This is a genomic window from Streptomyces sp. NPDC048291, assembly GCF_043201715.1.
Classification (GTDB): domain Bacteria; phylum Actinomycetota; class Actinomycetes; order Streptomycetales; family Streptomycetaceae; genus Streptomyces.
In genome coordinates this window covers 296191-319970 of record NZ_JBICZC010000006.1, presented here as the reverse complement: position 1 = coordinate 319970, position 23780 = coordinate 296191, and the positions used below count along the sequence as shown (strand labels likewise).

General features: G+C 72.6%; 19 protein-coding genes, 1 tRNA gene and 2 pseudogenes. 6 read left to right on the top strand and 16 right to left on the bottom strand.

Features of this window, described 5'->3' with window-relative positions; translation table 11 throughout:
• Positions 1–38 precede the first annotated feature (38 nt).
• The 3 genes from ACGF5O_RS18240 to pdhA are packed head-to-tail and all read right to left on the bottom strand — an operon-like array spanning position 39 to position 3570.
• On the bottom strand, positions 39–1424 hold the full coding sequence (locus ACGF5O_RS18240; protein WP_393810868.1) for a dihydrolipoamide acetyltransferase family protein: 1386 nt from the start codon (positions 1422–1424) through the stop codon (positions 39–41).
• Positions 1424–2428 (bottom strand): alpha-ketoacid dehydrogenase subunit beta, encoded by a 1005-nt coding sequence (locus ACGF5O_RS18235; protein WP_393810867.1) that lies wholly within the window; start codon positions 2426–2428, stop codon positions 1424–1426. Before ACGF5O_RS18235 ends, ACGF5O_RS18240 begins: the two co-directional genes overlap by 1 nt.
• Positions 2425–3570: a pyruvate dehydrogenase (acetyl-transferring) E1 component subunit alpha gene (gene pdhA / locus ACGF5O_RS18230; protein ID WP_393810866.1), complete on the bottom strand. Its 1146-nt coding sequence runs from the start codon at positions 3568–3570 to the stop codon at positions 2425–2427. Before pdhA ends, ACGF5O_RS18235 begins: the two co-directional genes overlap by 4 nt.
• 175 nt (positions 3571–3745) lie before the next feature.
• Between pdhA and ACGF5O_RS18225 the strand changes: the two genes are divergently transcribed.
• Positions 3746–4249 carry an Lrp/AsnC family transcriptional regulator gene (locus ACGF5O_RS18225; protein WP_390045569.1) on the top strand — a complete coding sequence of 168 codons (504 nt, stop codon included), beginning with the start codon at positions 3746–3748 and terminating at the stop codon, positions 4247–4249.
• 12 nt (positions 4250–4261) lie between these two features.
• Here the strand turns inward: ACGF5O_RS18225 and ACGF5O_RS18220 are convergent, their stop codons facing one another.
• Together ACGF5O_RS18220 and ACGF5O_RS18215 are read right to left on the bottom strand one after the other, a co-directional pair.
• Positions 4262–4849, bottom strand: coding sequence for a TetR/AcrR family transcriptional regulator (locus ACGF5O_RS18220; protein WP_362580555.1), 588 nt, complete (start codon positions 4847–4849; stop codon positions 4262–4264).
• Complete coding sequence (locus ACGF5O_RS18215; RefSeq protein WP_393810865.1) at positions 4846–6360, bottom strand: 3-hydroxyacyl-CoA dehydrogenase; 1515 nt, start codon at positions 6358–6360, stop codon at positions 4846–4848. The genes ACGF5O_RS18220 and ACGF5O_RS18215 overlap by 4 nt, the downstream gene beginning before the upstream one ends.
• A 149-nt stretch (positions 6361–6509) precedes the next feature.
• On the opposite strand from ACGF5O_RS18215, the gene paaN reads away from it, so the two are divergent.
• Positions 6510–8201, top strand: a complete 1692-nt coding sequence (paaN, locus tag ACGF5O_RS18210; protein ID WP_393810864.1) for a phenylacetic acid degradation protein PaaN — start codon at positions 6510–6512, stop codon at positions 8199–8201.
• Between the two features lie 110 nt (positions 8202–8311).
• Here paaN and ACGF5O_RS18205 read toward each other — a convergent pair whose 3' ends face one another.
• The 4 genes from ACGF5O_RS18205 to pepN all read right to left on the bottom strand — a co-directional run bounded on the left by ACGF5O_RS18205 (position 8312) and on the right by pepN (position 13891).
• Positions 8312–9046, bottom strand: coding sequence for a TrmH family RNA methyltransferase (locus ACGF5O_RS18205; protein WP_393810863.1), 735 nt, complete (start codon positions 9044–9046; stop codon positions 8312–8314).
• A complete protein-coding gene (locus tag ACGF5O_RS18200) occupies positions 9043–10254 on the bottom strand; it encodes an HTTM domain-containing protein (RefSeq protein ID WP_393810862.1) in 1212 nt (403 codons plus the stop codon). The genes ACGF5O_RS18205 and ACGF5O_RS18200 overlap by 4 nt, the downstream gene beginning before the upstream one ends.
• Positions 10251–11069, bottom strand: coding sequence for a DUF5819 family protein (locus ACGF5O_RS18195; RefSeq protein ID WP_393810861.1), 819 nt, complete (start codon positions 11067–11069; stop codon positions 10251–10253). Before ACGF5O_RS18195 ends, ACGF5O_RS18200 begins: the two co-directional genes overlap by 4 nt.
• Positions 11070–11455: 386 nt before the next feature.
• Positions 11456–13891 (bottom strand): aminopeptidase N, encoded by a 2436-nt coding sequence (gene pepN / locus ACGF5O_RS18190; RefSeq protein WP_393810860.1) that lies wholly within the window; start codon positions 13889–13891, stop codon positions 11456–11458.
• A gap of 161 nt (positions 13892–14052) precedes the next feature.
• Here pepN and ACGF5O_RS18185 point away from each other — a divergent pair, with 161 nt between their 5' ends.
• On the top strand, positions 14053–15222 hold the full coding sequence (locus ACGF5O_RS18185) for an acyl-CoA dehydrogenase family protein (protein WP_393810859.1): 1170 nt from the start codon (positions 14053–14055) through the stop codon (positions 15220–15222).
• Positions 15223–15338: 116 nt separating this feature from the next.
• Here the strand turns inward: ACGF5O_RS18185 and ACGF5O_RS18180 are convergent, their stop codons facing one another.
• The 7 genes and pseudogenes from ACGF5O_RS18180 to ACGF5O_RS18150 form a co-directional block, all read right to left on the bottom strand.
• The gene (locus ACGF5O_RS18180; RefSeq protein WP_393811089.1) at positions 15339–15668 is read right to left on the bottom strand and encodes a rhodanese-like domain-containing protein; all 330 of its coding nucleotides are present in this window, start codon (positions 15666–15668) and stop codon (positions 15339–15341) included.
• A 49-nt stretch (positions 15669–15717) separates the two neighbouring features.
• Positions 15718–16530 carry a hypothetical protein gene (locus tag ACGF5O_RS18175; protein ID WP_393810858.1) on the bottom strand — a complete coding sequence of 271 codons (813 nt, stop codon included), beginning with the start codon at positions 16528–16530 and terminating at the stop codon, positions 15718–15720.
• A gap of 9 nt (positions 16531–16539) precedes the next feature.
• The gene (locus tag ACGF5O_RS18170; RefSeq protein ID WP_393810857.1) at positions 16540–17019 is read right to left on the bottom strand and encodes a hypothetical protein; all 480 of its coding nucleotides are present in this window, start codon (positions 17017–17019) and stop codon (positions 16540–16542) included.
• A gap of 85 nt (positions 17020–17104) precedes the next feature.
• A complete protein-coding gene (locus ACGF5O_RS18165; protein ID WP_393810856.1) occupies positions 17105–18568 on the bottom strand; it encodes a DUF2252 domain-containing protein in 1464 nt (487 codons plus the stop codon).
• Positions 18569–18815: 247 nt separating this feature from the next.
• Positions 18816–19470: pseudogene (locus tag ACGF5O_RS18160) on the bottom strand (response regulator).
• Positions 19443–19772: pseudogene (locus ACGF5O_RS18155) on the bottom strand (hypothetical protein); the annotation flags it as partial. The pseudogenes ACGF5O_RS18160 and ACGF5O_RS18155, both read right to left, overlap by 28 nt.
• A 443-nt stretch (positions 19773–20215) precedes the next feature.
• A tRNA-Leu gene (locus ACGF5O_RS18150) sits at positions 20216–20299 on the bottom strand.
• Between the two features lie 409 nt (positions 20300–20708).
• Here ACGF5O_RS18150 and ACGF5O_RS18145 point away from each other — a divergent pair.
• The 3 genes from ACGF5O_RS18145 to ACGF5O_RS18135 all read left to right on the top strand — a co-directional run bounded on the left by ACGF5O_RS18145 (position 20709) and on the right by ACGF5O_RS18135 (position 23777).
• Complete coding sequence (locus tag ACGF5O_RS18145) at positions 20709–21581, top strand: FhaA domain-containing protein (RefSeq protein ID WP_393810855.1); 873 nt, start codon at positions 20709–20711, stop codon at positions 21579–21581.
• Positions 21582–21591: 10 nt separating this feature from the next.
• Positions 21592–22119: an FHA domain-containing protein gene (locus ACGF5O_RS18140; protein WP_393810854.1), complete on the top strand. Its 528-nt coding sequence runs from the start codon at positions 21592–21594 to the stop codon at positions 22117–22119.
• A gap of 98 nt (positions 22120–22217) precedes the next feature.
• The gene (locus ACGF5O_RS18135) at positions 22218–23777 is read left to right on the top strand and encodes a Stp1/IreP family PP2C-type Ser/Thr phosphatase (protein ID WP_393811088.1); all 1560 of its coding nucleotides are present in this window, start codon (positions 22218–22220) and stop codon (positions 23775–23777) included.
• The last annotated feature ends 3 nt before the right edge of the window (positions 23778–23780 follow it).

The following is a 23780-nucleotide window of genomic DNA, read 5'->3' as shown; positions in this document are numbered from 1 at the left end:
CCGGGGGTACCCCCAGCGCCCCTGACGGGGCGCTGCGGCTAGAGCGTCCTGAGAAGTACCGTCGGATTCTCCACGCAGTCGGCCACGTAGCGCAGGAAGCCGCCCGCTGTGCCGCCGTCGCAGACCCGGTGGTCGAAGGTGAGGGAGAGCTGGACGACCTGGCGGACCGCCAGCTCGCCCTCGTGGACCCAGGGTTTCGGGACGATGCGGCCCACGCCGAGCATGGCCGCCTCGGGGTGGTTGATGATCGGGGTGGAGCCGTCGACGCCGAAGACGCCGTAGTTGTTGAGGGTGAAGGTGCCGCCGGTGAGGTCCGTGGGGGTGAGGGTGCCGGCGTGTGCCGACTCGGTCAGGCGGGCGAACTCCGCGGTCAGGGACTCGGCGTCGCGGGTCTGGGCGTCGCGGACGACGGGGACGACCAGGCCACGGTCGGTCTGGGCGGCGAAGCCCAGGTGGACGTGGTCGAGCTGGACGATCTCGCGGGCCTCGACGTCGACGTAGGAGTTCAGCTCGGGGTGGCGGGCCAGGGCGGCGGTGCAGATCCGGGCGAGGAGGGCGAGGAGGGAGATCCTCGGCCCCGCCGCCGCGTTCATCGCCGTGCGGGCGCGCATCAGTTCGGTCGCGTCGGCGTCCACCCAGCAGGTCGCGTCGGGGATCTCCCGGCGGCTGCGGGAGAGCTTGTCGGCGACCGCGCCCCGGATGCCCTTGAGGGGGGTGCGGGTGCCGGAGAGGGCGTGCGTGGTGGTGGGCGGGGTCTTGGGGGCGGTGGCACGGGCCGCGCTGACCCGCAGGGCGTCCTCGACGTCGGCGCGCAGGATCAGGCCGTCGGGGCCCGAGCCGGACAGCCTGCGCAGGTCCAGGTCGTTCTGCCGGGCGAGGCGGCGGACCAGGGGGGAGATCACCGGGACGGGGCCCTCGGTGAGCGGAGCGGACGACGCGGGCGCTGCGGGCACGTGCGCGTGGGTGACCGTTGCCGCTTCCGTGAGAGCGGCGTACGGCGCCGGTTCCGGGGCGGTGCCCCGGTCTGCGCTGTCGCGGTCTGCGCTGCCCCGGTCGGCCGAGCCGTTGGCCCGTTCCGGGGCGGCGTTGCGGACCCTGCGGCGGCGCGCCGGAGGCGTCCCCGTGCCGTATCCCACCAGGACGTTGCCGGATCCCTCGGGCTCGGGGACAGTCGTCGCCTCGCCGACGGCGACCGTCAGGAGCGGTGCCCCGACGGGCAGCTCGGCGCCCTCCTCGCCGAAGCGGGCGGTGACCACACCGCCGTAGGGGCAGGGGACCTCGACCATCGCCTTGGCCGTCTCGACCTCGACGACCGGCTGGTCGATCGCGACGACCTCGCCGACCTGGACCAGCCAGGTCACGATCACCGCCTCGGTGAGCCCCTCCCCGAGGTCGGGCAGTTTGAACTCCAGCACCTGTGCCATCAGCCCTCGGCCTCCCACTGCAGACGCGCCACCGCGTCCAGGATGCGGTCGACGCCGGGCAGGTGGTGGCGCTCCAGCATCGGCGGCGGGTAGGGGATGTCGAACCCGGCCACGCGCAGCACCGGTGCCTCCAGGTGGTGGAAGCAGCGCTCGGTCACACGTGCCGCGATCTCCCCTCCCGGTCCGCCGAACCCGCCCGACTCGTGTACGACGACCGCTCGCCCGGTGCGCCGTACGGAGGCGCAGACCGTCTCGTCGTCGAACGGCACCAGGGAGCGCAGGTCGACGACTTCCAGGTCCCAGCCCTCCGCCTGGGCGGCCTCGGCGGCTTCGAGGCAGACCGGTACGGACGGGCCGTAGGTGATGAGCGTGGCGCTGCGCCCGGTTCGGCGCACCACCGCGCGGCCGATGGGTTCAACGTCCGTCGGGTGCTCGGGGTTCCAGGAGTCCTTGGACCAGTACAGGCGCTTGGGTTCGAGGAAGACGACCGGGTCGTCGGAGGCGATGGACCGGCGCAGCAGGCCGTAGGCGTCGGCGACGGTGGCGGGGGTGACGACGTGCAGGCCGGGGGTGGCCATGTAGTAGGCCTCGGAGGAGTCGCTGTGGTGCTCGACGCCGCCGATGCCGCCGCCGTAGGGGATGCGGACGGTGATCGGGAGGGGCATCCGGCCGCGGGTGCGGTTGCGCATCCGGGAGACGTGGCTGATGAGCTGCTCGAAGGCGGGGTAGGCGAAGGCGTCGAACTGCATCTCCACGACCGGGCGCAGCCCGTACATGGCCATGCCGACGGCGGTGCCGAGGATGCCGGCCTCCGCGAGGGGGGTGTCGGTGCAGCGGGCCTCGCCGAACTCCTTGGCGAGGCCGTCGGTGACCCGGAAGACCCCGCCGAGGGTGCCGACGTCCTCGCCCATGACGTGCACGGCGGGGTCGGCGGCCATGGCGTCCCGCAGTGCGCGGGTGAGCGCCTGCGCCATGGTGGCCGGCTTGACGGCGACGGTCGTCATCGCTGCCCGCCTTCCTGCTCCTGCTGCTCGGCCTCCAGCTCGGCGCGGAGCACGGCGCGCTGTTCGCGCAGCTGCGTGGTGGTCTCGGCGTACACCTGGTCGAAGAGGTGCATGGGGTCGAGTTCGGGGTCGCGGTTCATTCGCTCGCGCAGGTCGGCGGCCATGGTCTCGGCGTCCTCGCGGGCACACCTGACGGTGTCCTCGTCGAGCAGGCCGCGGTCGGTCAACTCGCGTTCGAGGAGCAGGATCGGGTCGTGGTCGCGCCAGGCGTCGACCTCGGTGTCGCCGCGGTAGCGGGTGGCGTCGTCGGCGTTGGTGTGGGCGTCGATCCGGTAGGTGACCGCCTCGACCAGGGTCGGGCCGCCGCCCTCGCGCGCGTGCCGTACGGCGTCGGCGAGGACCTCGTGCACGGCGGCCGCGTCGTTGCCGTCGACCAGGCGGCCCGGCATGCCGTATCCGACGGCCTTGTGGGCCAGGGAGGGCGCGGCGGTCTGCTTGGCGAGCGGGACGGAGATGGCGAAGCCGTTGTTCTGGACCAGGAAGACGACCGGGGCCTGCCAGACGGCGGCGAAGTTCAGGGCCTCGTGGAAGTCGCCCTCGCTGGTGCCGCCGTCGCCGACCATGGCGAGCGCGACCACGTCGTCGCCCTTGAGGCGGGCCGCGTGGGCGAGGCCGACGGCGTGCGGGAGCTGGGTGGCGAGGGGGGTGGAGAGGGGGGCCACGCGGTGCGCGTACGGGTCGTAGCCGGTGTGCCAGTCGCCGCGCAGCAGGGTGAGCGCCTCGACGGGGTCCACGCCCCGGGCGATCACCGCGAGGGTGTCGCGGTAGCTGGGGAAGAGCCAGTCGCGTTCCTCCAGGGCGAGGGCGGCGGCGACCTCGCAGGCCTCCTGGCCGGTGCTGGAGGGGTAGACGGCGAGGCGGCCCTGCTTGGTGAGGGCGGTCGCCTGTGCGTTGTACCTGCGGCCGCGGACGAGCTGGGTGTACAGCCGGCGCAGCAGCTCCGGGTCGGCCTTGGCGGCCGACTCCGTCCCGAGAACGCGGTACGGGCGCTCGTCGGGCAGCAGCGGCGCGGGGTCCGTCCGGGGCTGCCAGGCGGGCGGCGGCGACGGCCGGTATGCGCCGCGCTGCTCCATGACCGTCATGACGGCACCTCCTTGTGGGGGTGGCTACGGGAGACGGATCGCCTGTGACCCATCCCACCTACCGATTGTTCGGTCGTCGGCACATTTTGGCTACAGGCACCTCCAGGCTGTGGACAAACGGTTCTCCACAACCTGCAATGAACGCAGTACGTCCATGGTAGGGAGGTGGAGGGACATGGCACCTGAACAAATGGCCGAGGGCCCGCAGGACCGCGCGGCGCTGCCGCCCGCGCGCCCGCTGGACGCCATTGATCAGGACATCCTGCAGATACTGCAGGCGGACGGCCGGGCGTCGATACGGTCGGTCGCCGAACGCGTCCATGTCTCGCGCGCCAACGCCTACGCACGGATCAACCGGCTCGTCGAGGACGGAGTGATCCGCGGTTTCGGCGCCCGGGTGGACCACGAGCGGGCCGGCCAGGGCACCTCGGCGTACATCACCCTGAAGATCGTCCAGAACAGCTGGCGGACCGTGCGCGAGCAGCTGCGGCAGCTGCCCGGCGCCTCCCACATCGCCCTGGTGGGCGGGGACTTCGACGTCCTGCTCCTGGTGCACACGCCCGACAACCGGGCGCTGCGCGAGCTGGTGCTGACCCGGCTCCAGGCCATCCCCGAGGTGCTCAGCACCCGCACCCTGCTGGTCTTCGAGGAGGAGGACCTGGAGCCGGAGGACGGCTGAGGACGACCGGCGTCAGTGCGCGCGCAGGCCGGAGAAGACCAGCCGGACGACCGCGTCGGAGACCTCGCGCTCGCTCGCGCCGCGGCCGTCCGGGCGGTACCACTCCACGATCGAGTTGACCATGCCGAAGACCAGCCGGGTCGCGAGGCGGACCTCGACGTCTCCGCGTATGTCGCCCTCGGCGGCCGCCGCCTTCAGCAGGTCGGCCACCCGGTGGTCGAAGTCCCGGCGCCGCTCCAGCGCCCACCGCTCGGTGTCGGTGTTGCCGCGCACCCGCAGCAGCAGCGTCACGTAGGGCAGTTCGGTGATCAGCACCTCGACCATGCGCCGTACGACGTGTTCCAGTCGGTCGGCGGCGGGGCCCACGCGCGCGTGCTCCTCGTCGAGGATCGCGAACAGGCCCTCCAGGGCCCGGCTGACCGCGCGGCGCAGCAGCTCCTCCTTGCCGGCGACGTGGTGGTAGATCGACGACTTGGAGATGCCGGCCGCCTTCGAGAGGTGCTCCATGGAGGTGCCGTCGTAGCCGCGCTCGTTGAAGACCTGGACGGCCACCGAGAGCAGGGTCTCGGGGGTGTAGGTGTCGCGCTTGGCGGTGGTCATGAGGCGCCCTCCCGCTTCTCGGTGGCGTAGGCGTGCCGGTACAGCGCGAGGGAGGGCGCGTAACGGCCGCTCGGGTCGCGCAGGTGCAGGTCGTCGAGGAGGTCGTAGGCGAAGTCGCGGCCGAGGCGGCGGCTCCACTCGAAGGGGCCGAGCGGGTAGTTGACGCCCAGCCGCATCGCGGTGTCGATGTCCTCCTCGGTGGCGACGCCCTTGGCGACGGCGTCGTGCGCGAGGTCGATGACCCGGGCCACCGTCCGGGCGACGATCATGCCGGGCACGTCGCCGATGACACTGACCTGCTTGCCCAGCGCCTGGAAGAGGCCGATGGCCTCGCCGAGCGTCTGAGGCAGGATGTCGTGGCCTGCGGAGAGGGCGATGCGGGTGGCGCGGCGGTAGTCGAGGGCGAGGTCGAAGTAGACGACGTCCCGGAACTCCACCGAGGTCTGGCCGTCGGCGAGGACCAGCTGGCCGCCGCTGGGCAGGACCAGGCGGGTGCCGTGGTCCTCGTCCTCCTCGCGGACCTGGATGCCGGCCTCGCGGATCATCGCGAGCAGTTCGGCCGCGGGACCCAGGGTGCCCTCGGCGACGACGTAGACGGGCGGGTCGGCGGGCTCGGCGGTGTGCGGCTCGACGGGCTCGGCGTCGTCCGCGTAGTCGTACCAGCCGTGCCCGGTCTTGCGGCCGAGCCTGCCGGACTCGACCAGCCGGCGCTGGGCCAGGGAGGGCGCGAAGCGGACGTCCTGGAAGAACGCCTGCCACACCGAGTGCGTCACGGATTCGTTGACGTCCTGGCCGATCAGGTCGGTCAGCTCGAAGGCGCCCATGCGGAAGCCGCCGCACTCGCGCAGCACCGCGTCGATGGTGGCCGGGTCGGCGGCCTGCGCCTCGTGGACCGCGAACGCCTCGGCGTAGAAGGGCCGCGCGATGCGGTTGACGATGAAGCCCGGGGTGTCCGCGCAGGCGACCGGCGTCTTGCCCCAGGAGCGGGCGGTCTCGTACGCGCGCGTGGCCGAGGTGACGTCGGTGGCGAACCCGGAGACGACCTCCACCAGCGGCAGCAGCGGGGCCGGGTTGAAGAAGTGCAGGCCGACCAGGCGGGAGGCGCTGCGCAGGGCGCCGCCGATGGCGGTCACCGACAGGGAGGAGGTGTTGGTGGCGAGCAGACAGTCCTCGCCGACGATGTCCTCCAGGGCGCGGAACAGCTCCTGCTTGGCCTCCAGCCGCTCCAGCACGGCCTCCACGACCAGCGTGCAGTCGGCGAACCCGGTGAGCTCGTCGGTGGGCAGCAGCCGGGCGCGGGCGGCGTCCCGGGCGGCGGCCGTCATCCGGTCCTTCTCCACGAGCCGGTCGAGGCGGGCCACGATCGCCGCGGCCGCCTCCCGGGCCCGCCCGGGGACGGTGTCGTACAGCCGGACGGGATGGCCCGCGACGAGTGCGACCTGGGCGATGCCCTGGCCCATGGTGCCGGTGCCGACGACGCCCACGGTGCTGCTGAGGTCGAGTGCTGTCATGTGCGCGATCCTCCCGCACGGGGTTTTCCACAGATGCGGCAGGCCCCCTTGTCCCGACCGATCGTTCGGTTACTCTAACTCTGTCCGGCCGTTTCCGCCCAGGTCATGAGCTTCAAGGGGAAGCTCATCAGACGAGGAGTTGGTCCCGCATGACCGCCGAACTCACCGCGCCCGAGCTGATCGCCAAGCACCGGCCCACGCTTGACCAGGCGCTGGAGGCGATCCGCACGCGTGCGTACTGGTCCCCCCACCCCGAGCACCCCAAGGCCTACGGCGAGCACGGCAGCCTGGACGCGGCGGCGGGCAAGGCCGCCTTCGACGCCCTCCTCGGCACCCGCGTCGACCTCGGCCAGCCCGGCACCGACGACTGGACCGGCGGCGAGGTCTCCCCGTACGGCATCGAGCTGGGCGTGACCTACCCGCATGCCGACGTCGACACACTGCTGCCGGCGATGCGGGCCGGGCAGCGCGCGTGGCGCGACGCGGGCGCGGAGGCGCGCGCGGTGGTCTGTCTGGAGATCCTCAAGCGGATCAGCGACCGGACGCACGAGTTCGCGCACGCGGTCATGCACACCAGCGGCCAGGCCTTCATGATGGCGTTCCAGGCGGGCGGCCCGCACGCCCAGGACCGCGGCCTGGAGGCGGTGGCCTACGCCTACGCGGAGCAGGTCCGCACCCCCGGCACGGCCGAGTGGACCAAGCCGCAGGGCAAGCGGGACCCGCTCGCGCTGACCAAGACGTTCACGCCGGTCCCGCGCGGCATCGCGCTGGTCATCGGCTGCAACACGTTCCCGACGTGGAACGGCTACCCGGGCCTGTTCGCCTCCCTCGCCACCGGCAACGCGGTCCTGGTGAAGCCGCACCCGCGCGCGGTGCTGCCGCTGGCCCTGACCGTGCAGGTCGCCCGCCAGGTCCTCGCCGAGGCCGGCTTCGACCCGAACCTGGTGGCGCTGGCCACGGAACACCCCGGCGAGGGCATCGCCAAGACGCTCGCGACCCGCCCCGAGATCAGGATCATCGACTACACCGGTTCGACCGCCTTCGGCGACTGGCTGGAGGCCAACGCCCGGCAGGCGCAGGTGTACACCGAGAAGGCCGGCGTGAACACGGTCCTGGTCGAGTCGACCGGCGACTACAAGGGCATGCTCTCCAACCTGGCCTTCTCGCTCTCCCTCTACAGCGGCCAGATGTGCACCACCCCGCAGAACCTGCTGATCCCCCGCGACGGCATCCGCACCGACGAGGGCCCGAAGACGTACGACGAGGTGGTCGCCGACATCGCCCGCGCGGTCGACGGCCTGCTCGGCGACGACGCCCGCGCGAACGCTCTGCTCGGCGCCATCGTCAACCCCGACGTCAAGGCCCGTCTGGAGGCCGCCGCCGGGCTCGGCGAGGTCGCCCTCGCCTCCCGCGAGATCGCCAACCCGGAGTTCCCGGGCGCGGTCGTGCGCACGCCGGTGATCGTGAAGCTGGACGGCGCCAAGCCGGACGCCGAGGCCGCCTACATGAGCGAGTGCTTCGGCCCGGTGTCCTTCGCCGTCGCCGTCGACTCCGCCGCCGACGCGGTGGAACTGCTGCGGCGGACGGTCCGGGACAAGGGCGCGATGACGGTCGGCGCGTACACGGTCGACGCCGACGTGGAGCGTGCGGTGGAGGAGGTCTGTCTGGAGGAGGCGGCCCAGCTGTCGCTGAACCTGGTGGGCGGGGTGTACGTCAACCAGACCGCCGCCTTCTCCGACTTCCACGGCTCGGGCGGCAACCCGGCGGCGAACGCCGCGCTGTGCGACGGGGCGTTCGTGGCGAACCGGTTCCGGGTGATCGAGGTGCGCAGGGAGGGGTGACGCGCGGGGCACGACCGGCCGACGTCTCCGGCAGGCATCGCGGGTGCGGCGCCGTCGGGGCTGGTCGCGCAGTTCCCCGCGCCCCTTACGGAGCGCTCCAGTCCCCTCTCCTAGAGAGCACTCCAGTGGTACAGCGCCATCGCCACGCTCGTCGCCAGGTTGTAGCTGCTGACCTGGGGGCGCATCGGCAGGCGCAGGAGATGGTCGGCGCGTGCGCGGAGGTCGGCCGAGAGGCCCGTCCGCTCGGAGCCGAAGGCGAGGATCGCGTCGTCGGGGAGTTTCGTCGCCCTGATGTCCTCGCCCTCCGGGTCCAGGGCGAACACGGGACCCCGCGGCAGCTCGGGCACCGGCATCCGCTCCACCGCCGTGGCGAAGTGGAGGCCCGCGCCGCCGCGGACGACCGTCGGGTGCCAGGGATCGAGGGTGCCGGTCGTGACGACACCCGTCGCGCCGAAGCCCGCCGCGAGGCGGATCACCGCGCCCGCGTTGCCGAGGTTGCGGGGCTCGTCGAGGACCACGATCGGGGCGGTGCGCGGGACGCGGGCCAGCTCGCGCAGGTTGGCCTCCCGGGACGGCCGTACGGCCAGGCCGGCCACGGCCGTGGGGTGCGGGCGCGGGACGAGGGACGCGTACGTCTGGGCCGGCACCTCCGTCAGCAGCGCGGCCAGCGCCTCCCGTACGTCCGGCGCCAGTTCCTCGGCCAGGGCCAGCGCCGCCGCCCGGTCCGCCGTGACCGCCACCGGCACCTGTGCGCCGAAGCGCAGCGCGTGCTTGAGGGCGTGGAAGCCGTCCAGGAGGACGGCGGAGCCGGCCAGCCGCGCCCAGTGGTCCAGGAAGTCGGTCATGCCCCGAAGCCTACGCGGGGCTGTTCGTCGGGCTCCGGGAAGCGCTGCCCGGGCAGCTCCGGGGCGGTCCGGCGGAGCACCCGGTCACGCGCGCGTGCCGCCCAGCCGCCGACCCGGTGCAGGAAGGGTGTCGGCAGGAAGACGGAGTCCGCCGCGATCATGGCCAGCGAGAAGAAGGGCAGCCCGAGGACGACCGCGATCACCGCGTGCTCGGTCATCATCGCGGCCAGCAGCACGTTCTTGACCCGCCGGTTGAACAGCGTGAACGGGAAGGCGACCTGCACGATGACCGTCCCGTAGGTCACCAGCATCACCATCGTGCCGTTGGCGGACAGCAGGTCGGCGAGGGCCGGCCAGGGCGAGAAGTAGTCCAGGTGGAGCGGGTAGTAGACGGCGGTGCCGTCCTGCCAGCGGGAGCCCTGGATCTTGTACCAGCCGGCGGTGGCGTAGATCAGGCAGGCCTCGGCCATGATCACGAACAGGGCGCCGTTGTGCAGGATGTTCGCGACGACGTCGAGCAGGATCCGGGGCTCGGACGTGCGCGCCCGACGGCCGGCCGCCCACCACAGGGCGCTGCCCGCCCAGGTCGCCCACAGCACGGCCGGGACCAGCCAGCCGCCGCCGGTGCGGCCGGTGAGGGCCGCCGCGAGCAGGACGAGACCGGACACCGCCCACAGGGCGAGGCCCGCCAGGTCGGGGGCCACGCGTTCGCCACGCGCGCGTGCGGCGCTCTCGCGGGCGGCCCGGCGCGCGTCCAGGGACCACACCTGCCCGCAGCGCGTGAACACCAGGTAGAAGGACATCAGGTGCAGCACGTTGTCGCCGCCGTCGCCCACGAAGACACTGCGGTTCTGCAGGGACAGCACACCGATCATGAAGAACACGGCGGTGGCCCGGGTCCGCCAGCCCACCAGCAGCAGGGCGCTGGAGACGACGGCGAGGAGGTAGAAGACCTCGAAGAAGGCCGGGCTGTCGGAGGCCATCAGCGCCGTGAAGGCGTGGTTGTCGGAGGTCAGCTGCTGGGCGAGGCCGAAGCTCCAGGTGGCGTGCGGGCCGTACAGCTCCTGGCGGTGCGGGTACTCGCGCAGCAGGAACAGCAGCCAGGTGGCGGCGAAGCCGATGCGGATGACGGCCGTCTGGTACGGGCCGAGCGCCGCCTCGGTGACCCGGGCGATGGCACGGGACAGGCACAGGGCGAGACGGTTCACCGGACACCGCCGTTCGCTTCGTCCTGCGTGACCGTCCACCAGGGCAGCACCCGGTAGACGGGTGTGTCGGAGACCTTCTCGCCGCTCCAGTCCGGCGGGGTCACGTTGGTGGTGCCGGAGCGGACCTGCACGCGCTCGATGGTGCCCTTCTGGCTCGTGGCGTCCCCCTTGTACATGCGCATCACGACGATCCGCCGCAGGTACTGCTCGGACAGGGAGCCGCGCAGGCCGATCGGACGGTTGTCGGTGCCGTGCGTGGAGGTGAAGAAGTCCCAGGCCCTACGGAGCTCGTTCTGCACGGTGTGGCTGGGCACCAGGCTGCCGTCGATGGCCCTGCCGTCCTGTGCGGACAGGTCGTTCCAGCCGGTGGTGGTCGTGCTGCCGTCCGGCATCAGCACGTCGGCGCGCACCTGCACGGCGATGTTCTGCTGCAGCGGGTTCGGCGCGAAGAGCTTCCAGTTCTGTTCGAACTCCGGGTACACCCAGTCCTCGATCGCCTTGCCGTGCTGCTTGGTCACCGTGTTCGCAGGCGCCAGGCTCAGGAACACCATCCCGAGGTGCACGCAGGCCGTGACCGCGATCAGGGCGAGGGCGAGGGCCGCACCGACCTGGTAGCGCGGGGACAGGGCGGCGACACCGGTACGAGGGAGGGCGGGGCTCTCCGCCGGCGGGGCCGGCGGGCCGGGTGGCGGCTGCTCCGGAGGAGCCGGACGGTCCGGACCGTCCGGTGGGGCCGGCTCGGGTTCCGCACGCGTCCCGCTCGGGGCGTCCGGCCCGTGCCGGGCGTCCACGCCCTCGTCGTACGCGTCGTCCATGCCGCCCCGTTCCCCGATTCCGCCGCGCCGTCCGGGCGGACACCGATCCGATCGGGCGCCGCACGGTGTGCCGCTGCCCGGCACTCGCACGGAACGGTACTCAGCACCGGCCACCGGGCGCAGCCCCGGGGACCAGGCCAACGGCGTGGCCATCACCACTCCGGGCACGGCCGTCGGCCCTTCCGAACCACGGCGCCCGCGCCCGCCGCCCGGGATCACCCCAGGTCATACCGCGTCCGAGCGCGCCCGCCGACCACCGTTCCGCAGGTTTTCCACAGGTGGCGGCCGAGGTTCTCCACAGGGGTTGATCGACGGCACGGGCACCGCGACCATGGGATTGGCCGGAACCGAACGATCGGACGGGACTCCGACGGCCCTGCCCGGGGTCAGGCGTTCGCGGCCCGGGCGCGGAGCATGCGGCGGACGGCGTCCGAGCGTTCCAGAAGGGTGTTGCGGACCACGGGGGCCGCTTCACCGGCCACCTGACGGGCCTTCTCGAGGTACGCGGCATCGATGGCGTACGGCGGGAAGAGGTGGGAGGCGTAGGTCATCGCCGGGATCATGCCGCCCTGGTTCAGCTCCGGGACCGCGGCCAGGTAGCGCTCGGCGTACGGGGCGAGCAGGGCGTCCTGGCCGGGGCGCCAGAAGGCGGCGGCCACCGCGGAGACCGCTGCGACGGGCACCTCGCGGTCCACGACCAGCCGCTGCCAGACCTCGGCCTTGGCGGCAGGGTCGGGGAGGGCGGCCCGGACGGTGAGGGCGCGGACCCAGGCGTCGGGGTCGGTGTCGCGTTCGAGCAGGGCGGCGGACTCGGCGGTGACGTCGCCGCCGAGTTCGGCCTCGCGGACGAGGGCGCGCCAGCGCAGGTCGACGTCGTCGCCGGCCTGCTCGCGGAGCCAGGCCAGGTCCTCGGCGCCGGTCGCGGTGCGGGCGAGGCCGCGCAGGGCGACCTGGCGGCGGCCCGGGGCGGCGGCGATTCGGCGGCAGGTCGCGGCCACGGCCTCGGCCAGCGCGGGACGTTCGGCGGGCGGGGCCCAGAGCTCGGCGATGTTGATGGCGAGCGTGAGGTAGGGCTCGATCACGGCGTCGGACGTCTCGGCCGCGAGAACCGCGGTGAGGCAGTGGCCGGCCTCGGCCGCCGTGGCCTCGCCGGCCGTGAGCATGTCCCAGACAGTGGCGGCGGCCACGCCCCGCGAGATGGCCGTGGGCAGCTGTGCCGCCGCGCGGAAGAGGGTGTCCCGGGTGGTGGGGTCCGGGCGGGTGGTGGCGAACGTGAGGTCGTCGTCGTTGACCAGAAGGAGGTCGGACGTGGCGGGAAGGCCGGTGACCGGGGTGCGGGCCTCGGTGACCTCGACGCGGACCAGCGCGGTGCGTTCCAGGGCGTCGCCCGCGCGGTCGTACGCGCCGACCGCGAGGACCTGGGGGCGCGGGCTGCCGTCGGCGACCAGGGTGACGGTGTCGCCGTCGTGCTCCAGGGTGAAGCGGTCGGTGCCGGCGCTCTCCAGCCAGGCCTTGCGCCAGCCGGTCAGGTCGCGGCCACTGGCCTCGGCGAGGGCGTCGATCAGGTCCTGGAGGGTGGTGGTGCCCCAGGCGTGCCGGGCGAAGTAGGCGGCCATGCCGGTGCGGAAGCGGTCCTCGCCGACGTAGGTCATCAGCTGGAGCAGGACGGAGGCGCCCTTGGGGTAGGTGATGTTGTCGAAGATCGACGCGGCCTGGGCGACGTCGTGGATGGGCTGGTGGATCGGGTGCGAGACCGGGCCCTGGTCGGAGAGGTATGCCCGGACCTTGCCGCCGAGGAGGTGGCCGGCCCAGGCGTCGGTGTAGCGGGTGGCGCCCTCGGCGGCCCAGTGGCAGGCGAACTCGGCGAAGGCCTCGTTCAGCCAGAGGTCGTCCCACCAGCGCATGGTGACGATGTTGCCGAACCACATGTGCGCCATCTCGTGCAGCAGCACCACCGCGAGCAGCTCGCGCTCGGCGGGCGTCGGCTCGGCGCGCCGCAGGAAGGCGTCCGACCAGGTCACGCAGCCGTAGTTCTCCATCGCGCCGCCGAACTCGGGCATGAACACCTGGTCGTACTTGCGCTGCGGGAAGGGCATCGCGAAGGCCTCGGCGTAGAAGGCGAGGCCCTGCCGGGTGAGGGTGAAGACTTCGTCGGCGTCGCGTTCCAGGACCTCGGCGAGCGAGCGGCGCGCGTAGACGCCGAGGTCGTGGCCGTCGGCCTCGCGGCGGATCCCGTGGAAGGGGCCGGCGTTGACGACCGTGTTGTACACGGACAGCGGCGGGGTGTCCGGGAAGCTCCAGCGGCGGGCCGCGCCCTGCTCCTCGATCCGCGGGTCACCGGAGTTGCTGAGGACGGTCCAGGCGGCGGGGGCCGTGACGGTGAAGGCGTGCGGGGCCTTGAGGTCGGGCTGGTCGAAGCAGGCCCAGACGAACCGGGCCTCGTCGGGTTCGAAGCTCGTCCACACGTACACCTCGCCGTCGGCGGGGTCGACGGCCTTGTGCACGCCCTCGCCGGCGATGGTGTCGGCCTGGACGCTCTCGACGCGCAGCACGTTGTGCGCGGCCAGTCCGGGCAGCGGGATCCGGCCGTCGCCGGAGGGGGTGAGGGGGGTGCCGTTCAGGGTGGCGGCGCGGACCTCGGCCGCACAGTCGACGAAGGTCTCCGCGCCCGGCTCGGAGCAGCTGAAGGTGACCGTGGAGACGGAGCGGAGCTCTGGTCCGTCGGCGAGTGCGGTGAGGTCGATGTCCACGTCGTACCGCTCGACCGTGATCAGTGCGGCCCTGCGCTCGGCCTCGGTGCGGGTCAGGCTGCGGATCCCCATGTGTCCTCCCTCGTGTGTCCGTCCCCCATCGGCGGACAGCGGCCGTCAGCCTACGACGGGCGGAGCCGGTGATCGCAGTGGTTTTGGGTTCCCTTCTTCTAGAACCTGTTCTATCTTGACGGATCGTCAGATCAGCGGATGCCCGCCGGGAGGACAGGACCGTGGACTTCACCTTCACCGAGGAGCAGTTGGCGGCGGCCGAGGCGGCGCGCGGGGTGTTCGCCGGGGTGGCGCCGGACGCGGTGCCGAGCCCGGCGCTGACCACCGGTGCCGTGGCCGAGTGCTTCGACCGGGAACTGTGGGACAGGCTGGCCGGCGCGGATCTGCTGAGTCTGCTGCTGGGCGAGGAGTACGGAGGCGCCGGTCTGGACGCCATCGCACTGTGCCTGGTGCTGCGGGAGTCGGCGAAGGTACTGGCGAGGGTGCCGCTGCTGGAGCACAGCGCGGCCTTGGCAGCCCTGGAGAGGTACGGGACGGCGGAGGTGCGGGACCGGCTGGCGGCGCGGGCCGGGCGGGGCGAGCTGGTGCTGACCGTCGCCGCGAGCGGACGCACCGGGCACGACCCCGCCGAGCTGGCGGTGACCGCGCGGCGGGACGGTGACGGGTGGGTCCTGGACGGGGTGCAGACGGCGGTGCCGTGGGCGTACGACGCCGGCCTCGTCCTCGTACCGGCGCGCACCGAGGCGGACCGGAGCGTGCTGGCGCTGGTGGCACCGGGTGGCGAGGGGGACGCGTCCGGCGTCACGGCCGGAGGCGCGTCCGGGGTCACGGTCGCCGAGCAGGTGTCGACCAGCGGGGAGCGGCTCGGGGAGCTGCGGCTGGCGTCGGCGCGGGTCGCGGGGCGAGACGTGGTGACGGCGGAGGGGGCCTGGGAGTGGCTGCGGGAGCTGCTGGTGACCGGGACGTGCGCGCTGGCGCTCGGCCTGGGTGAGCGGGTGCTGCGGATGACCGGCGAGTACGCCGGGAAGCGGGAGCAGTTCGGACATCCGATCGCCACGTTCCAGGCGGTGGCCGTGCAGGCCGCTGACCGGTACATCGACCTGCGGGCCATGGAGGCGACGCTGTGGCAGGCCGCGTGGCGGATCGCGTCGGGTGCGGCCGGGGCGCTGCCGGCGGCCGGGGACGTGGCGGTGGCGAAGATCTGGGCGGCCGAGGGGGTGCGGCGGGTGGTGCAGACCGCGCAGCACCTGCACGGGGGGTTCGGGGCCGACACCGAGTACGTGCTGCACCGGTATCACGCGTGGGCGAAGCAGATCGAGCTGGCGCTCGGCGGGGCCGGGGTTCATGAGGAGGCGCTGGGGGAACTGCTCGCCGCGCATCTACTGGGGTAGGGGATGCGGAGCAGGGGGCGCCCGGTCGTGGGTGATCTGCGGGACGGTGGGGGCTGGTCGCGCAGTTCCCCGCGCCCCTGACGGGGCGCTTCCGGACCGGCGTTGTCTGGTTCCCCTCAGACGACGAAGCCCGATTCGCCGCTGTCCGTGATCACCTCGCGGCCCGCTGCCTGCCACACCTGCATGCCGCCGTCCACGTTCACGGCGTCGATGCCCTGCTGGACCAGGTACATGGTGACCTGGGCCGAACGGCCGCCGGAGCGGCAGATGACGTGGACGCGGGCGTCCTGGGGGGCCGCCTCGGTGAGCTCGCCGTAGCGGGCCACGAACTCGCTGATCGGGATGTGCAGGGCGCCGGCGGCGTGGCCCGCCTGCCACTCGTCGTCCTCGCGGACGTCCAGCAGGAAGTCGCCGTCCTTGAGGTCCGCGACCTCGACCGTGGGCACACGTGCTGCGAAGTTCATGTCCCCGACGCTACCCGACCGGAGCGGGGGGCTACTCCTGGGTCAGGAGGGCCGCCAGTTCCGCCTCGCGTTCGGTCACGTCCTTGCGGAGCCGCTCGGCGATCTCGTCGAGGAGGGCGTCGGGGTCGTCGGGGGCGAGCCGGAGCAGGCCGGCGATGGGGCCGTTCTCCAGCTCCTTGGCGACCAGCCCGAGCAGCTCCTTGCGCTCGGAGAGCCATTCCAGGCGGGCGTACAGCTCCTCGGCCCGGCTCGGCCTGCGCTCCGGCGGGACCGGGCCGGCCGCCCACTCCTCGGCCAGCTCGCGCAGCAGGGCCTCGTCGCCGCGGGCGTAGGCCGCGTTGACCCGGCTCAGGAACTCCTCACGCCGCTGCTGCTCGGCCTCGTCCTGCACCAGGTCGGGGTGGGCCTTGCGGGCCAGCTCGCGGTAGAGCCGGCGGGCCTCCTCGCTGGGGCGGACCCGCTGCGGCGGCCGGACCTCCTGCTCGGTGAGCATCGCGACGGCCTCCGGGAACAGACCGTCGCCGTCCATCCAGCCGTGCAGCAGCTCCTCGACGCCGGGGATGGGCAGGACCCGGGCCCGGGCCTCCTCGGCGGCACGGATGTCCTCGGGGTCGCCGCTGCGCGCGGCCTTGGCCTCGGCGATCCGCGCGTCCAGCTCCTCGATGCGGAAGTAGAGGGGGCCGAGTTTCTGTTCGTGCAGGCGGGAGAAGTTCTCCACCTCGACACGGAAGGTCTCGACCGCGATCTCGTACTCGATCAACGCCTGCTCGGCGGCCCGCACGGCCTGCTCCAGCCGTTCCTCGGGCCGCGGTGCCTGGGACTGCTCAGCTTCCGGGGTCGTCACCCGACCAGCCTAGGGCCTGTCGTCGTCGGCGGTGGCCGGGACCCACTCGGCGACCAGATCGGTGCAGGCCACGACGAGGGTGCCGGGGCGGCAGGCAAGCTCGTGGGTGCAGCCGCCGGGGTGCGGCAGGATCTCGTCCAGGATCACCTCGCCGAGCGAGGTGAGGTCGCAGGCGCCCAGGATGTCCGTCTGGAAGCGGGAGACGCCCGTGTAGCGGACGATCAGGTCCTCGTCGTGCCTGCGGCAGTCGTGGCGGAAGCGGATCTCCATGTCGGCGGGGGCCGTGCGGCGCATGTCCAGCGGGCGCAGGTCCTTCACGCAGCGCCGGCCGCCGAACTCGTAGTGGCGCGGATCGGTGGCGAAGGCACGGGCGCCGGGCGGCAGGCCGACGGCGAGTTCCGGCAGCCGCGCCAGGTAGGGGCCGGGGTCGACGGAGACCGCGGCCGTGCCCTTGTCCGTCGCGCCCTCGGCTATTTCGACGTACTTCACGTCAACACCTCTCGGGACACCGGAGGCCGGAGGCCGGAGATCACTCGGATCACTCGGATCACTCGGATCGCACCAATCACCCGGGTCACACCCCGAGCTCCGCCGCTATGCGTCCCGCCCGCACCGCGGTCACCAGTTCCTCGTGGTCCGCTTCCGTGCGGTCGGCGTAGGCCACCGCGAACGCGGCGATCGCCTCGTCCAGCTCCTCGCTCTTGCCGCAGTAGCCGGCGATCAGACGCGGGTCGGCACTGTGCGAGTGGGCGCGGGCCAGCAGGGCACCGGTCATCCGGCCGTAGTCGTCGATCTGGTCGGGGGACAGCGCGGCCGGGTCGACGCTGCCCTTGCGGTTGCGGAACTGGCGGACCTGGAAGGGACGCCCCTCCACCGTGGTCCAGCCGAGCAGGATGTCGCTGACCACCTGCATCCGCTTCTGGCCGAGGACCACCCGGCGGCCCTCGTGGTCGACGGCCGGGGTCTCGAAGCCGGCCGTGGCGAGATGGGGGACGAGCGCGGACGGGCGGGCCTCCTTGACCTGGAGGATCAGCGGCTCGCCGCGGTGGTCGAGGAGGAGGACGACGTAGGAGCGGGTGCCGACGCTGCCGGTGCCGACGATACGGAAGGCGACGTCGTGCGGGGCGTGCCGGGCGAGCAGCGGGTGGCGGTCCTCGGAGAGCGTGGTCACGTAGTGCTCCAGGGCGGCGGTGACCGCCTCCGCCTCCGCGTCCGGGACCCGGCGCAGCACCGGCACGGCGTCCACGAAGCGGCGGCCGCCGTCCTCGGTGGGCTCGGTGGAACGGGCCGCGAACCGGCCGCTGGTGTTGGCGCGGGCCTTCTCCGAGACCCGGCGCAGGGTGCCGACCATGTCGTGGGCGTCGGAGTGGGAGACCAGCTCCTCGTCCGCGATCGCGTTCCACGCGTCCAGGACCGGGAGCTTGGCCAGCAGGCGCATGGTGCGGCGGTAGGCGCCCGCCGCGTCGCCCGCCGCCTTGCGGCACATGTCCTCGTCGGCGCCCGCCTCCCGGCCGGCCAGCACCAGGGAGGCGGCGAGCCGCTTGAGGTCCCACTCCCAGGGACCGAGCACCGTCTCGTCGAAGTCGTTCAGGTCGATGACGAGGTCGCCGCGCGGGTCGCCGTACAGGCCGAAGTTGGCCGCGTGGGCGTCGCCGCAGATCTGGGTGGCGATCCTGGTCATCGGGGTGCGGGCCAGGTCGTGCGCCATCAGGCCGGCCGAGCCGCGCAGGAACGCGAACGGGCTCGCCGCCATCCTGCCGACCCTTATCGGGATCAGCTCCGGGATGCGGTCCCGGTTGGACTCCTCGACCGCACGGACCGCGTCGGGACGGGAGCCGTCCAGGTCCAGGGCGTCATGGCCGCGGCGCGGCACCGCCGAACGCAGCGCCTTGCCCTCCTCCTTGGGAGAGCCCTGCGAAGGCCACCGCGCAAAACCCTTCGGTGCGGGCAGCTTGCGCCCGCCGGCCGCCGTCGGCTCTTCCACTCCGGTCACGTCGACCGCCTCCCCCGTACTCCACGCACGCACACGCACGAACATCAACTCGTGGAGACGGTACAGGTGAGGGCCGAAAGCCGTCAGACCCTGTGGATAACTTCGGGGTGGTCTGGGGAGGGTGGATCGCCGTCGTCGTATATCCACCGACCGGTGGGGGTTGTCCGCGCAGTTCCCCGCGCCCCTTTTCGGGTGGGACCAGCGGACCCACTTTCTTGGGGGCGCGGGGAACTGCGCGACCAGCCCCCACGCACCCGCAGCCGAAAACGCCACGGAACACCCTGAAAAGGGGTCACGCCCTCAAATACGCCAGCACAGCCGGCATCTGGCGGTGCGAATCCTCCGTCGACGGCAGGTCCAGCTTCGTCAGGATCCCCCCGATGACCTTCCCGACCGCCGCCTCCGAGACCACCGGCTCTCTCGTAATCGCCCCGTTCGGCTTCCCCTACGCGACCAGCGCCGGCACCTCCCGCTCGCGCGGCGACAGCCGCTCCAGCGGATCCCGGCGCAGCAGTTGCCGTACCACCTCGGGGTCGACCACCGTCCCCCACTCGGCCACCTCCCCCAACGCCGCGACGAACTCCGCCACCTGCCCCACCCGGTCCTTGAGCAGGTACCCGACGCCCGAACCGTCCCCGGAGTCGAGGAGTTCGGCGACGTAACTGCGCTGCACATACTGGCTGAGGACCGGGATCGGCAGCGCCGGCCGGGCCGCGCGCAGCCGCACCGCCGCGCGCAGCCCCTCGTCCTGGAAGCCCGGCGGCATCCGCACGTCCGTCACGACGACGTCGGGCGCGTGCTCCTCGACCGCCGCGACCAGCGCCTCCGCGTCCCCCCACCGCGGCGACCACCTCGTGACCGAACCGGGCCAGCAGCCCCGCGATCCCCTCCCGCAGCAGCACGCCGTCCTCGGCCAGGACTACGCGCAGAGGTCGATCGGCTCGCACGGCAACTCCACACGCAGCAGGGTCGATCTGCCCGGCGGGCTGGACAGGGAGAGTCTGCCATCGAGGACGGACACCCGGTCCGCGAGTGCGGTGAGGCCGCTGCCCGCCCCGGCGTCCGCGCCGCCCCGGCCGTCGTCGCGCACCTCCAGGTGCAGCAGGCCGTCCCGGTGCCCGCCGGACACCTCGGCGCGGCCCGCGCCACTGTGCCGGTCGACGTCGGCGAGCGCCTCGCGCACCACGAAGTACGCCGCCGCCTCGACCGCACCTTCGCCGTACGGGCGGAGAACGCGCCCGGCGATCTCGTCGGCCACCCCTGGCCGGTCGCCGCCTTCGGGTCGTACGAGATCGCCTCGGGCCGCGCACCGCGCACCGCCCGCGAGGTGGTCGTCACCGGGAGCTGGGCGAAGCCCGGCCGCACCCTCCGCACGGAGCACGGCGGCGTCACCGTCGTCGGCACGGTCGCCGACCGCGGCTTCGGGCACGCCGTCTTCTGCACCGCCGCGCGGGCGGCCCGGCTGGCACCGCGCAGCACCCAGCCGGTCGTGGCCGCGCGACCGGCGGCCGTACGCCGCGGCCTTCTCCGCCGGTCTGCTCGTCGTCCTGCTGGGAGCGGTCGCCGCGTCCCCGCGGCCCGGCCCGTGAGCTATCTCACGGGCCGGCCCCTACTGTCGTCCGGACAACGAGAAACGAGCCCCCACCGTGACTTCCGTCACCGGTGAGAGCCCGTTTCGTCGGTTTCTCTCTGTGCGCGAGGGGGGAGTTGAACCCCCACGCCCTTGCGGGCACTGGAACCTGAATCCAGCGCGTCTGCCTATTCCGCCACCCGCGCATTGGGTGTGTCTTCCGGCTTCGGCCCCGTTGTTTCCTTTGGGCCGGCCCCTTCCGACATCGAGAACACTAGCACGTGGGGCAGGGTGGGTTCACATCCCTTATCCCGGGGCAGCGCTCACCTGGTGATCACGTACCGGGCGGTCGGCATTCACGTATCAACCTCGTACCGGTCGAGCCCATCTATGCAGGAGACGGATCGGGTCCACAGTCAGGTGCGGGACACTGGTCGTGGGCCACCTCTACGATCCTGGGAAGAAGTAGCGCCGATCCTTGACAGGAGAAGCGATCCGATCGGTTCGAAGGGGGGCCGCTCGGGGAACCGGCTGATTGCCGGACGCGTAGATACGATCAGTGAGCGGTAACGGCAACGGCAGGCAGTACGGGCAAGGCGACAGAGGAGGTGCCCTGTGGGAGTCCTGAAGAAGTTCGAGCAGCGTCTCGAAGGTCTGGTCAACGGCACCTTCGCCAAGGTGTTCAAGTCCGAGGTCCAGCCCGTGGAGATCGCCGGCGCGCTGCAGCGCGAGTGCGACAACAACGCGACCATCTGGAACCGGGACCGGACCGTCGTACCCAATGACTTCATCGTGGAGCTGAGCGCGCCCGACTTCGAGCGGCTCAGCCCCTACTCCGGGCAGCTGGGCGACGAGCTCGCCGGGATGGTCCGCGACTACGCCAAGCAGCAGCGCTACACCTTCATGGGGCCGATCAAGGTCACCCTGGAGAAGGCCGACGACCTCGACACCGGCCTGTACCGGGTGCGCAGCCGTACGCTCGCGTCCTCCAGCAACCAGCAGGCCCCCGAGCGCGCCCCCGCGGGCGGTGCGCCGCAGCGCCCGGGCGGCTACGGCTACCCGCAGGGCGGCGGCGCCGCGGCCCCGCCGATGCCGAGCGCCCCGCCGCCCGGTGCCCGCCCCGGCGGGTACGGGTACCCGCAGCCGACCCAGCCGGCCGCCCAGCGGCCGCCCTCGGGTCCCGTCGGCGCCTCGGCGCCCGGCGCCCGCACCCGCTACTGGATCGAGATCAACGGCACCCGCCATCAGATCTCCCGCGCGACGCTCGTGCTGGGCCGCAGCACCGAGGCCGACGTGCGGATCGACGACCCCGGCGTCTCCCGCCGGCACTGCGAGATCCGGACCGGAACGCCCTCGACGATCCAGGATCTCGGATCCACCAACGGCATCGTGGTGGACGGGCAGCACACCACCCGCGCTACGCTCCGCGACGGCTCGCGGATCGTCGTGGGCAGCAGCACCATCATTTACCGGCAAGCCGAAGGGTGAAGCGGGGGCAATGTCAGAGCTGACCCTCACGGTCATGCGGCTGGGTTTCCTGGCCGTACTGTGGCTGTTCGTGATCGTGGCCGTGCAGGTCATCCGCAGCGACCTGTTCGGTACGCGCGTCACCCAGCGCGGATCGCGTAGGGAAGAAGGACGCCGGCAGCAGCCGGCCGCCGCCCGGCAGCAGGCCGCGCCCCCGCAGCAGCGCGGCCAGCAGCCCGCGGCCGGTGGCCGGCAGCGCCGTAACGCCCCCACCAAGCTGGTCGTCTCCGAGGGCACCCTCACCGGTACGACGGTCGCCCTCCAGGGCCAGACCATCACCCTCGGCCGCGCCCACGACTCGACGATCGTGCTGGACGACGACTACGCCTCCAGCCGTCATGCCAGGATCTACCCGGACCGCGACGGCCAGTGGATCGTCGAGGACCTCGGCTCCACCAACGGCACCTACCTGGACCGGTCCCGGCTGACGACTCCCACGCCGATCCCGCTGGGCGCGCCGATCCGCATCGGCAAAACCGTCATCGAGCTGCGGAAGTAGTGCTACATCATGAGTAGGCGCGAGCGGAGCGAGCACGCAGCGGCGGACCGGACGCCGGTCCTTTGCGCGCTCCCGACCGGAGGGTGGGCACCGTGCGGATGTATCCGGAGCCGACGGGCGAGGTGCGCATGAGTCTGTCACTGCGCTTCGCCGCCGGATCGCACAAAGGCATGATCCGGGAGGGCAACGAGGACTCCGGTTACGCCGGTCCCCGCCTGCTCGCCATCGCCGACGGCATGGGCGGCCAGGCCGCCGGCGAGGTCGCCTCCTCCGAGGTGATCTCCACCCTGGTCACGCTCGACGACGACGTGCCCGGCTCCGACATCCTCACCTCCCTCGGCCACGCCGTGCAGCGCGCCAACGACCAGCTGCGCGCCATGGTGGAGGAGGACCCGCAGCTGGAGGGCATGGGGACCACCCTCACCGCCCTGCTGTGGACCGGGCAGCGGCTCGGCCTCGTGCACGTCGGCGACTCCCGCGCGTACCTGCTCCGTGACGGCCTGCTCACGCAGATCACCCAGGACCACACCTGGGTGCAGCGGCTCGTCGACGAGGGCCGGATCACCGAGGAAGAGGCCACCACCCACCCGCAGCGCTCGCTGCTGATGCGCGCCCTCGGCAGCGGCGACCACGTCGAGCCGGACCTGTCGATCCGCGAGGTGCGCGCGGGTGACCGTTATCTCATCTGCTCCGACGGGCTCTCCGGGGTCGTCTCCCACCAGACCCTGGAGGAGACCCTCGCCAGCTACCAGGGCCCGCAGGAGACCGTGCAGGAGCTGATCCAGCTCGCGCTGCGCGGCGGCGGCCCGGACAACATCACGGTCATCATCGCGGACGTCCTCGACCTGGACACCGGCGACACCCTCGCGGGCCAGCTCTCCGACACCCCGGTGGTGGTCGGCGCGGTCGCCGAGAACCAGCACCACCTGCACGACAACGGCTACATGCAGACCCCGGCGGGCCGCGCAGCCAACCTCGGCCGGCAGGGCCACGGCGGGGGCGGCGAGTTCGGCCCGCCCGGCTCCGGCGACACCACCGGCTACGTCCCCACCGACAGCTTCGGCGACTACACGGACGACGACTTCGTCAAGCCCCGCAAGGGCCGCAGGTGGCTGAAGAGATCCTTCTTCGGCATCCTCGCCCTCGCCGTGATCGGCGGGGGCCTGTACGGCGGCTACCGCTGGACGCAGACGCAGTACTACGTCGGCTCCAACGGCGAGCACGTCGCGCTCTACCAGGGCATCAGCCAGGACCTGGCGTGGGTGTCACTGTCGAAGGTGGAGACGGACCACCCCGAGATCGAACTCAAGTACCTGCCGCCCTACCAGCAGAAGCAGGTCAAGGCCACCATCGCCGAGGGCGGCCTCAAGGACGCCCAGTCGAAGGTCCAGGAACTGGCCGTGCAGGCCTCCGCCTGCCAGAAGGAGTCGGAGCGCACCGCCGCCGAGTCCAAGACCAGCTCCAAGACCGGCCAGGGCGAGGCCGGAGGCACCACGGGAACCACCAAGACCTCTCTCACGTCCAAGGCCTCGCCCACACCGTCGAAGTCGACGTCCTCCACGGCGTCACCGTCCCCGTCCCCCTCAGCGACCCCCAGCCCCGGCCCCACCCTCTCGGAGGATGAGCAGAAGGTCGTCTCGCTGTGCGGTAAGCAGTAGCAG

Excerpts from the sequence above, each read along its gene's own strand:
- ACGF5O_RS18240 (WP_393810868.1), bottom strand. The coding sequence starts at position 1,424 with ATGGCACAGGTGCTGGAGTTCAAACTGCCCGACCTCGGGGAGGGGCTC.
- ACGF5O_RS18235 (WP_393810867.1), bottom strand. The coding sequence starts at position 2,428 with ATGACGACCGTCGCCGTCAAGCCGGCCACCATGGCGCAGGCGCTCACC.
- pdhA (WP_393810866.1), bottom strand. The coding sequence starts at position 3,570 with ATGACGGTCATGGAGCAGCGCGGCGCATACCGGCCGTCGCCGCCGCCC.
- ACGF5O_RS18225 (WP_390045569.1), top strand. The coding sequence starts at position 3,746 with ATGGCACCTGAACAAATGGCCGAGGGCCCGCAGGACCGCGCGGCGCTG.
- ACGF5O_RS18220 (WP_362580555.1), bottom strand. The coding sequence starts at position 4,849 with ATGACCACCGCCAAGCGCGACACCTACACCCCCGAGACCCTGCTCTCG.
- ACGF5O_RS18215 (WP_393810865.1), bottom strand. The coding sequence starts at position 6,360 with ATGACAGCACTCGACCTCAGCAGCACCGTGGGCGTCGTCGGCACCGGC.
- paaN (WP_393810864.1), top strand. The coding sequence starts at position 6,510 with ATGACCGCCGAACTCACCGCGCCCGAGCTGATCGCCAAGCACCGGCCC.
- ACGF5O_RS18205 (WP_393810863.1), bottom strand. The coding sequence starts at position 9,046 with ATGACCGACTTCCTGGACCACTGGGCGCGGCTGGCCGGCTCCGCCGTC.
- ACGF5O_RS18195 (WP_393810861.1), bottom strand. The coding sequence starts at position 11,069 with ATGGACGACGCGTACGACGAGGGCGTGGACGCCCGGCACGGGCCGGAC.
- pepN (WP_393810860.1), bottom strand. The coding sequence starts at position 13,891 with ATGGGGATCCGCAGCCTGACCCGCACCGAGGCCGAGCGCAGGGCCGCA.
- ACGF5O_RS18165 (WP_393810856.1), bottom strand. The coding sequence starts at position 18,568 with ATGTTCGTGCGTGTGCGTGCGTGGAGTACGGGGGAGGCGGTCGACGTG.
- ACGF5O_RS18140 (WP_393810854.1), top strand. The coding sequence starts at position 21,592 with ATGTCAGAGCTGACCCTCACGGTCATGCGGCTGGGTTTCCTGGCCGTA.
- ACGF5O_RS18135 (WP_393811088.1), top strand. The coding sequence starts at position 22,218 with ATGTATCCGGAGCCGACGGGCGAGGTGCGCATGAGTCTGTCACTGCGC.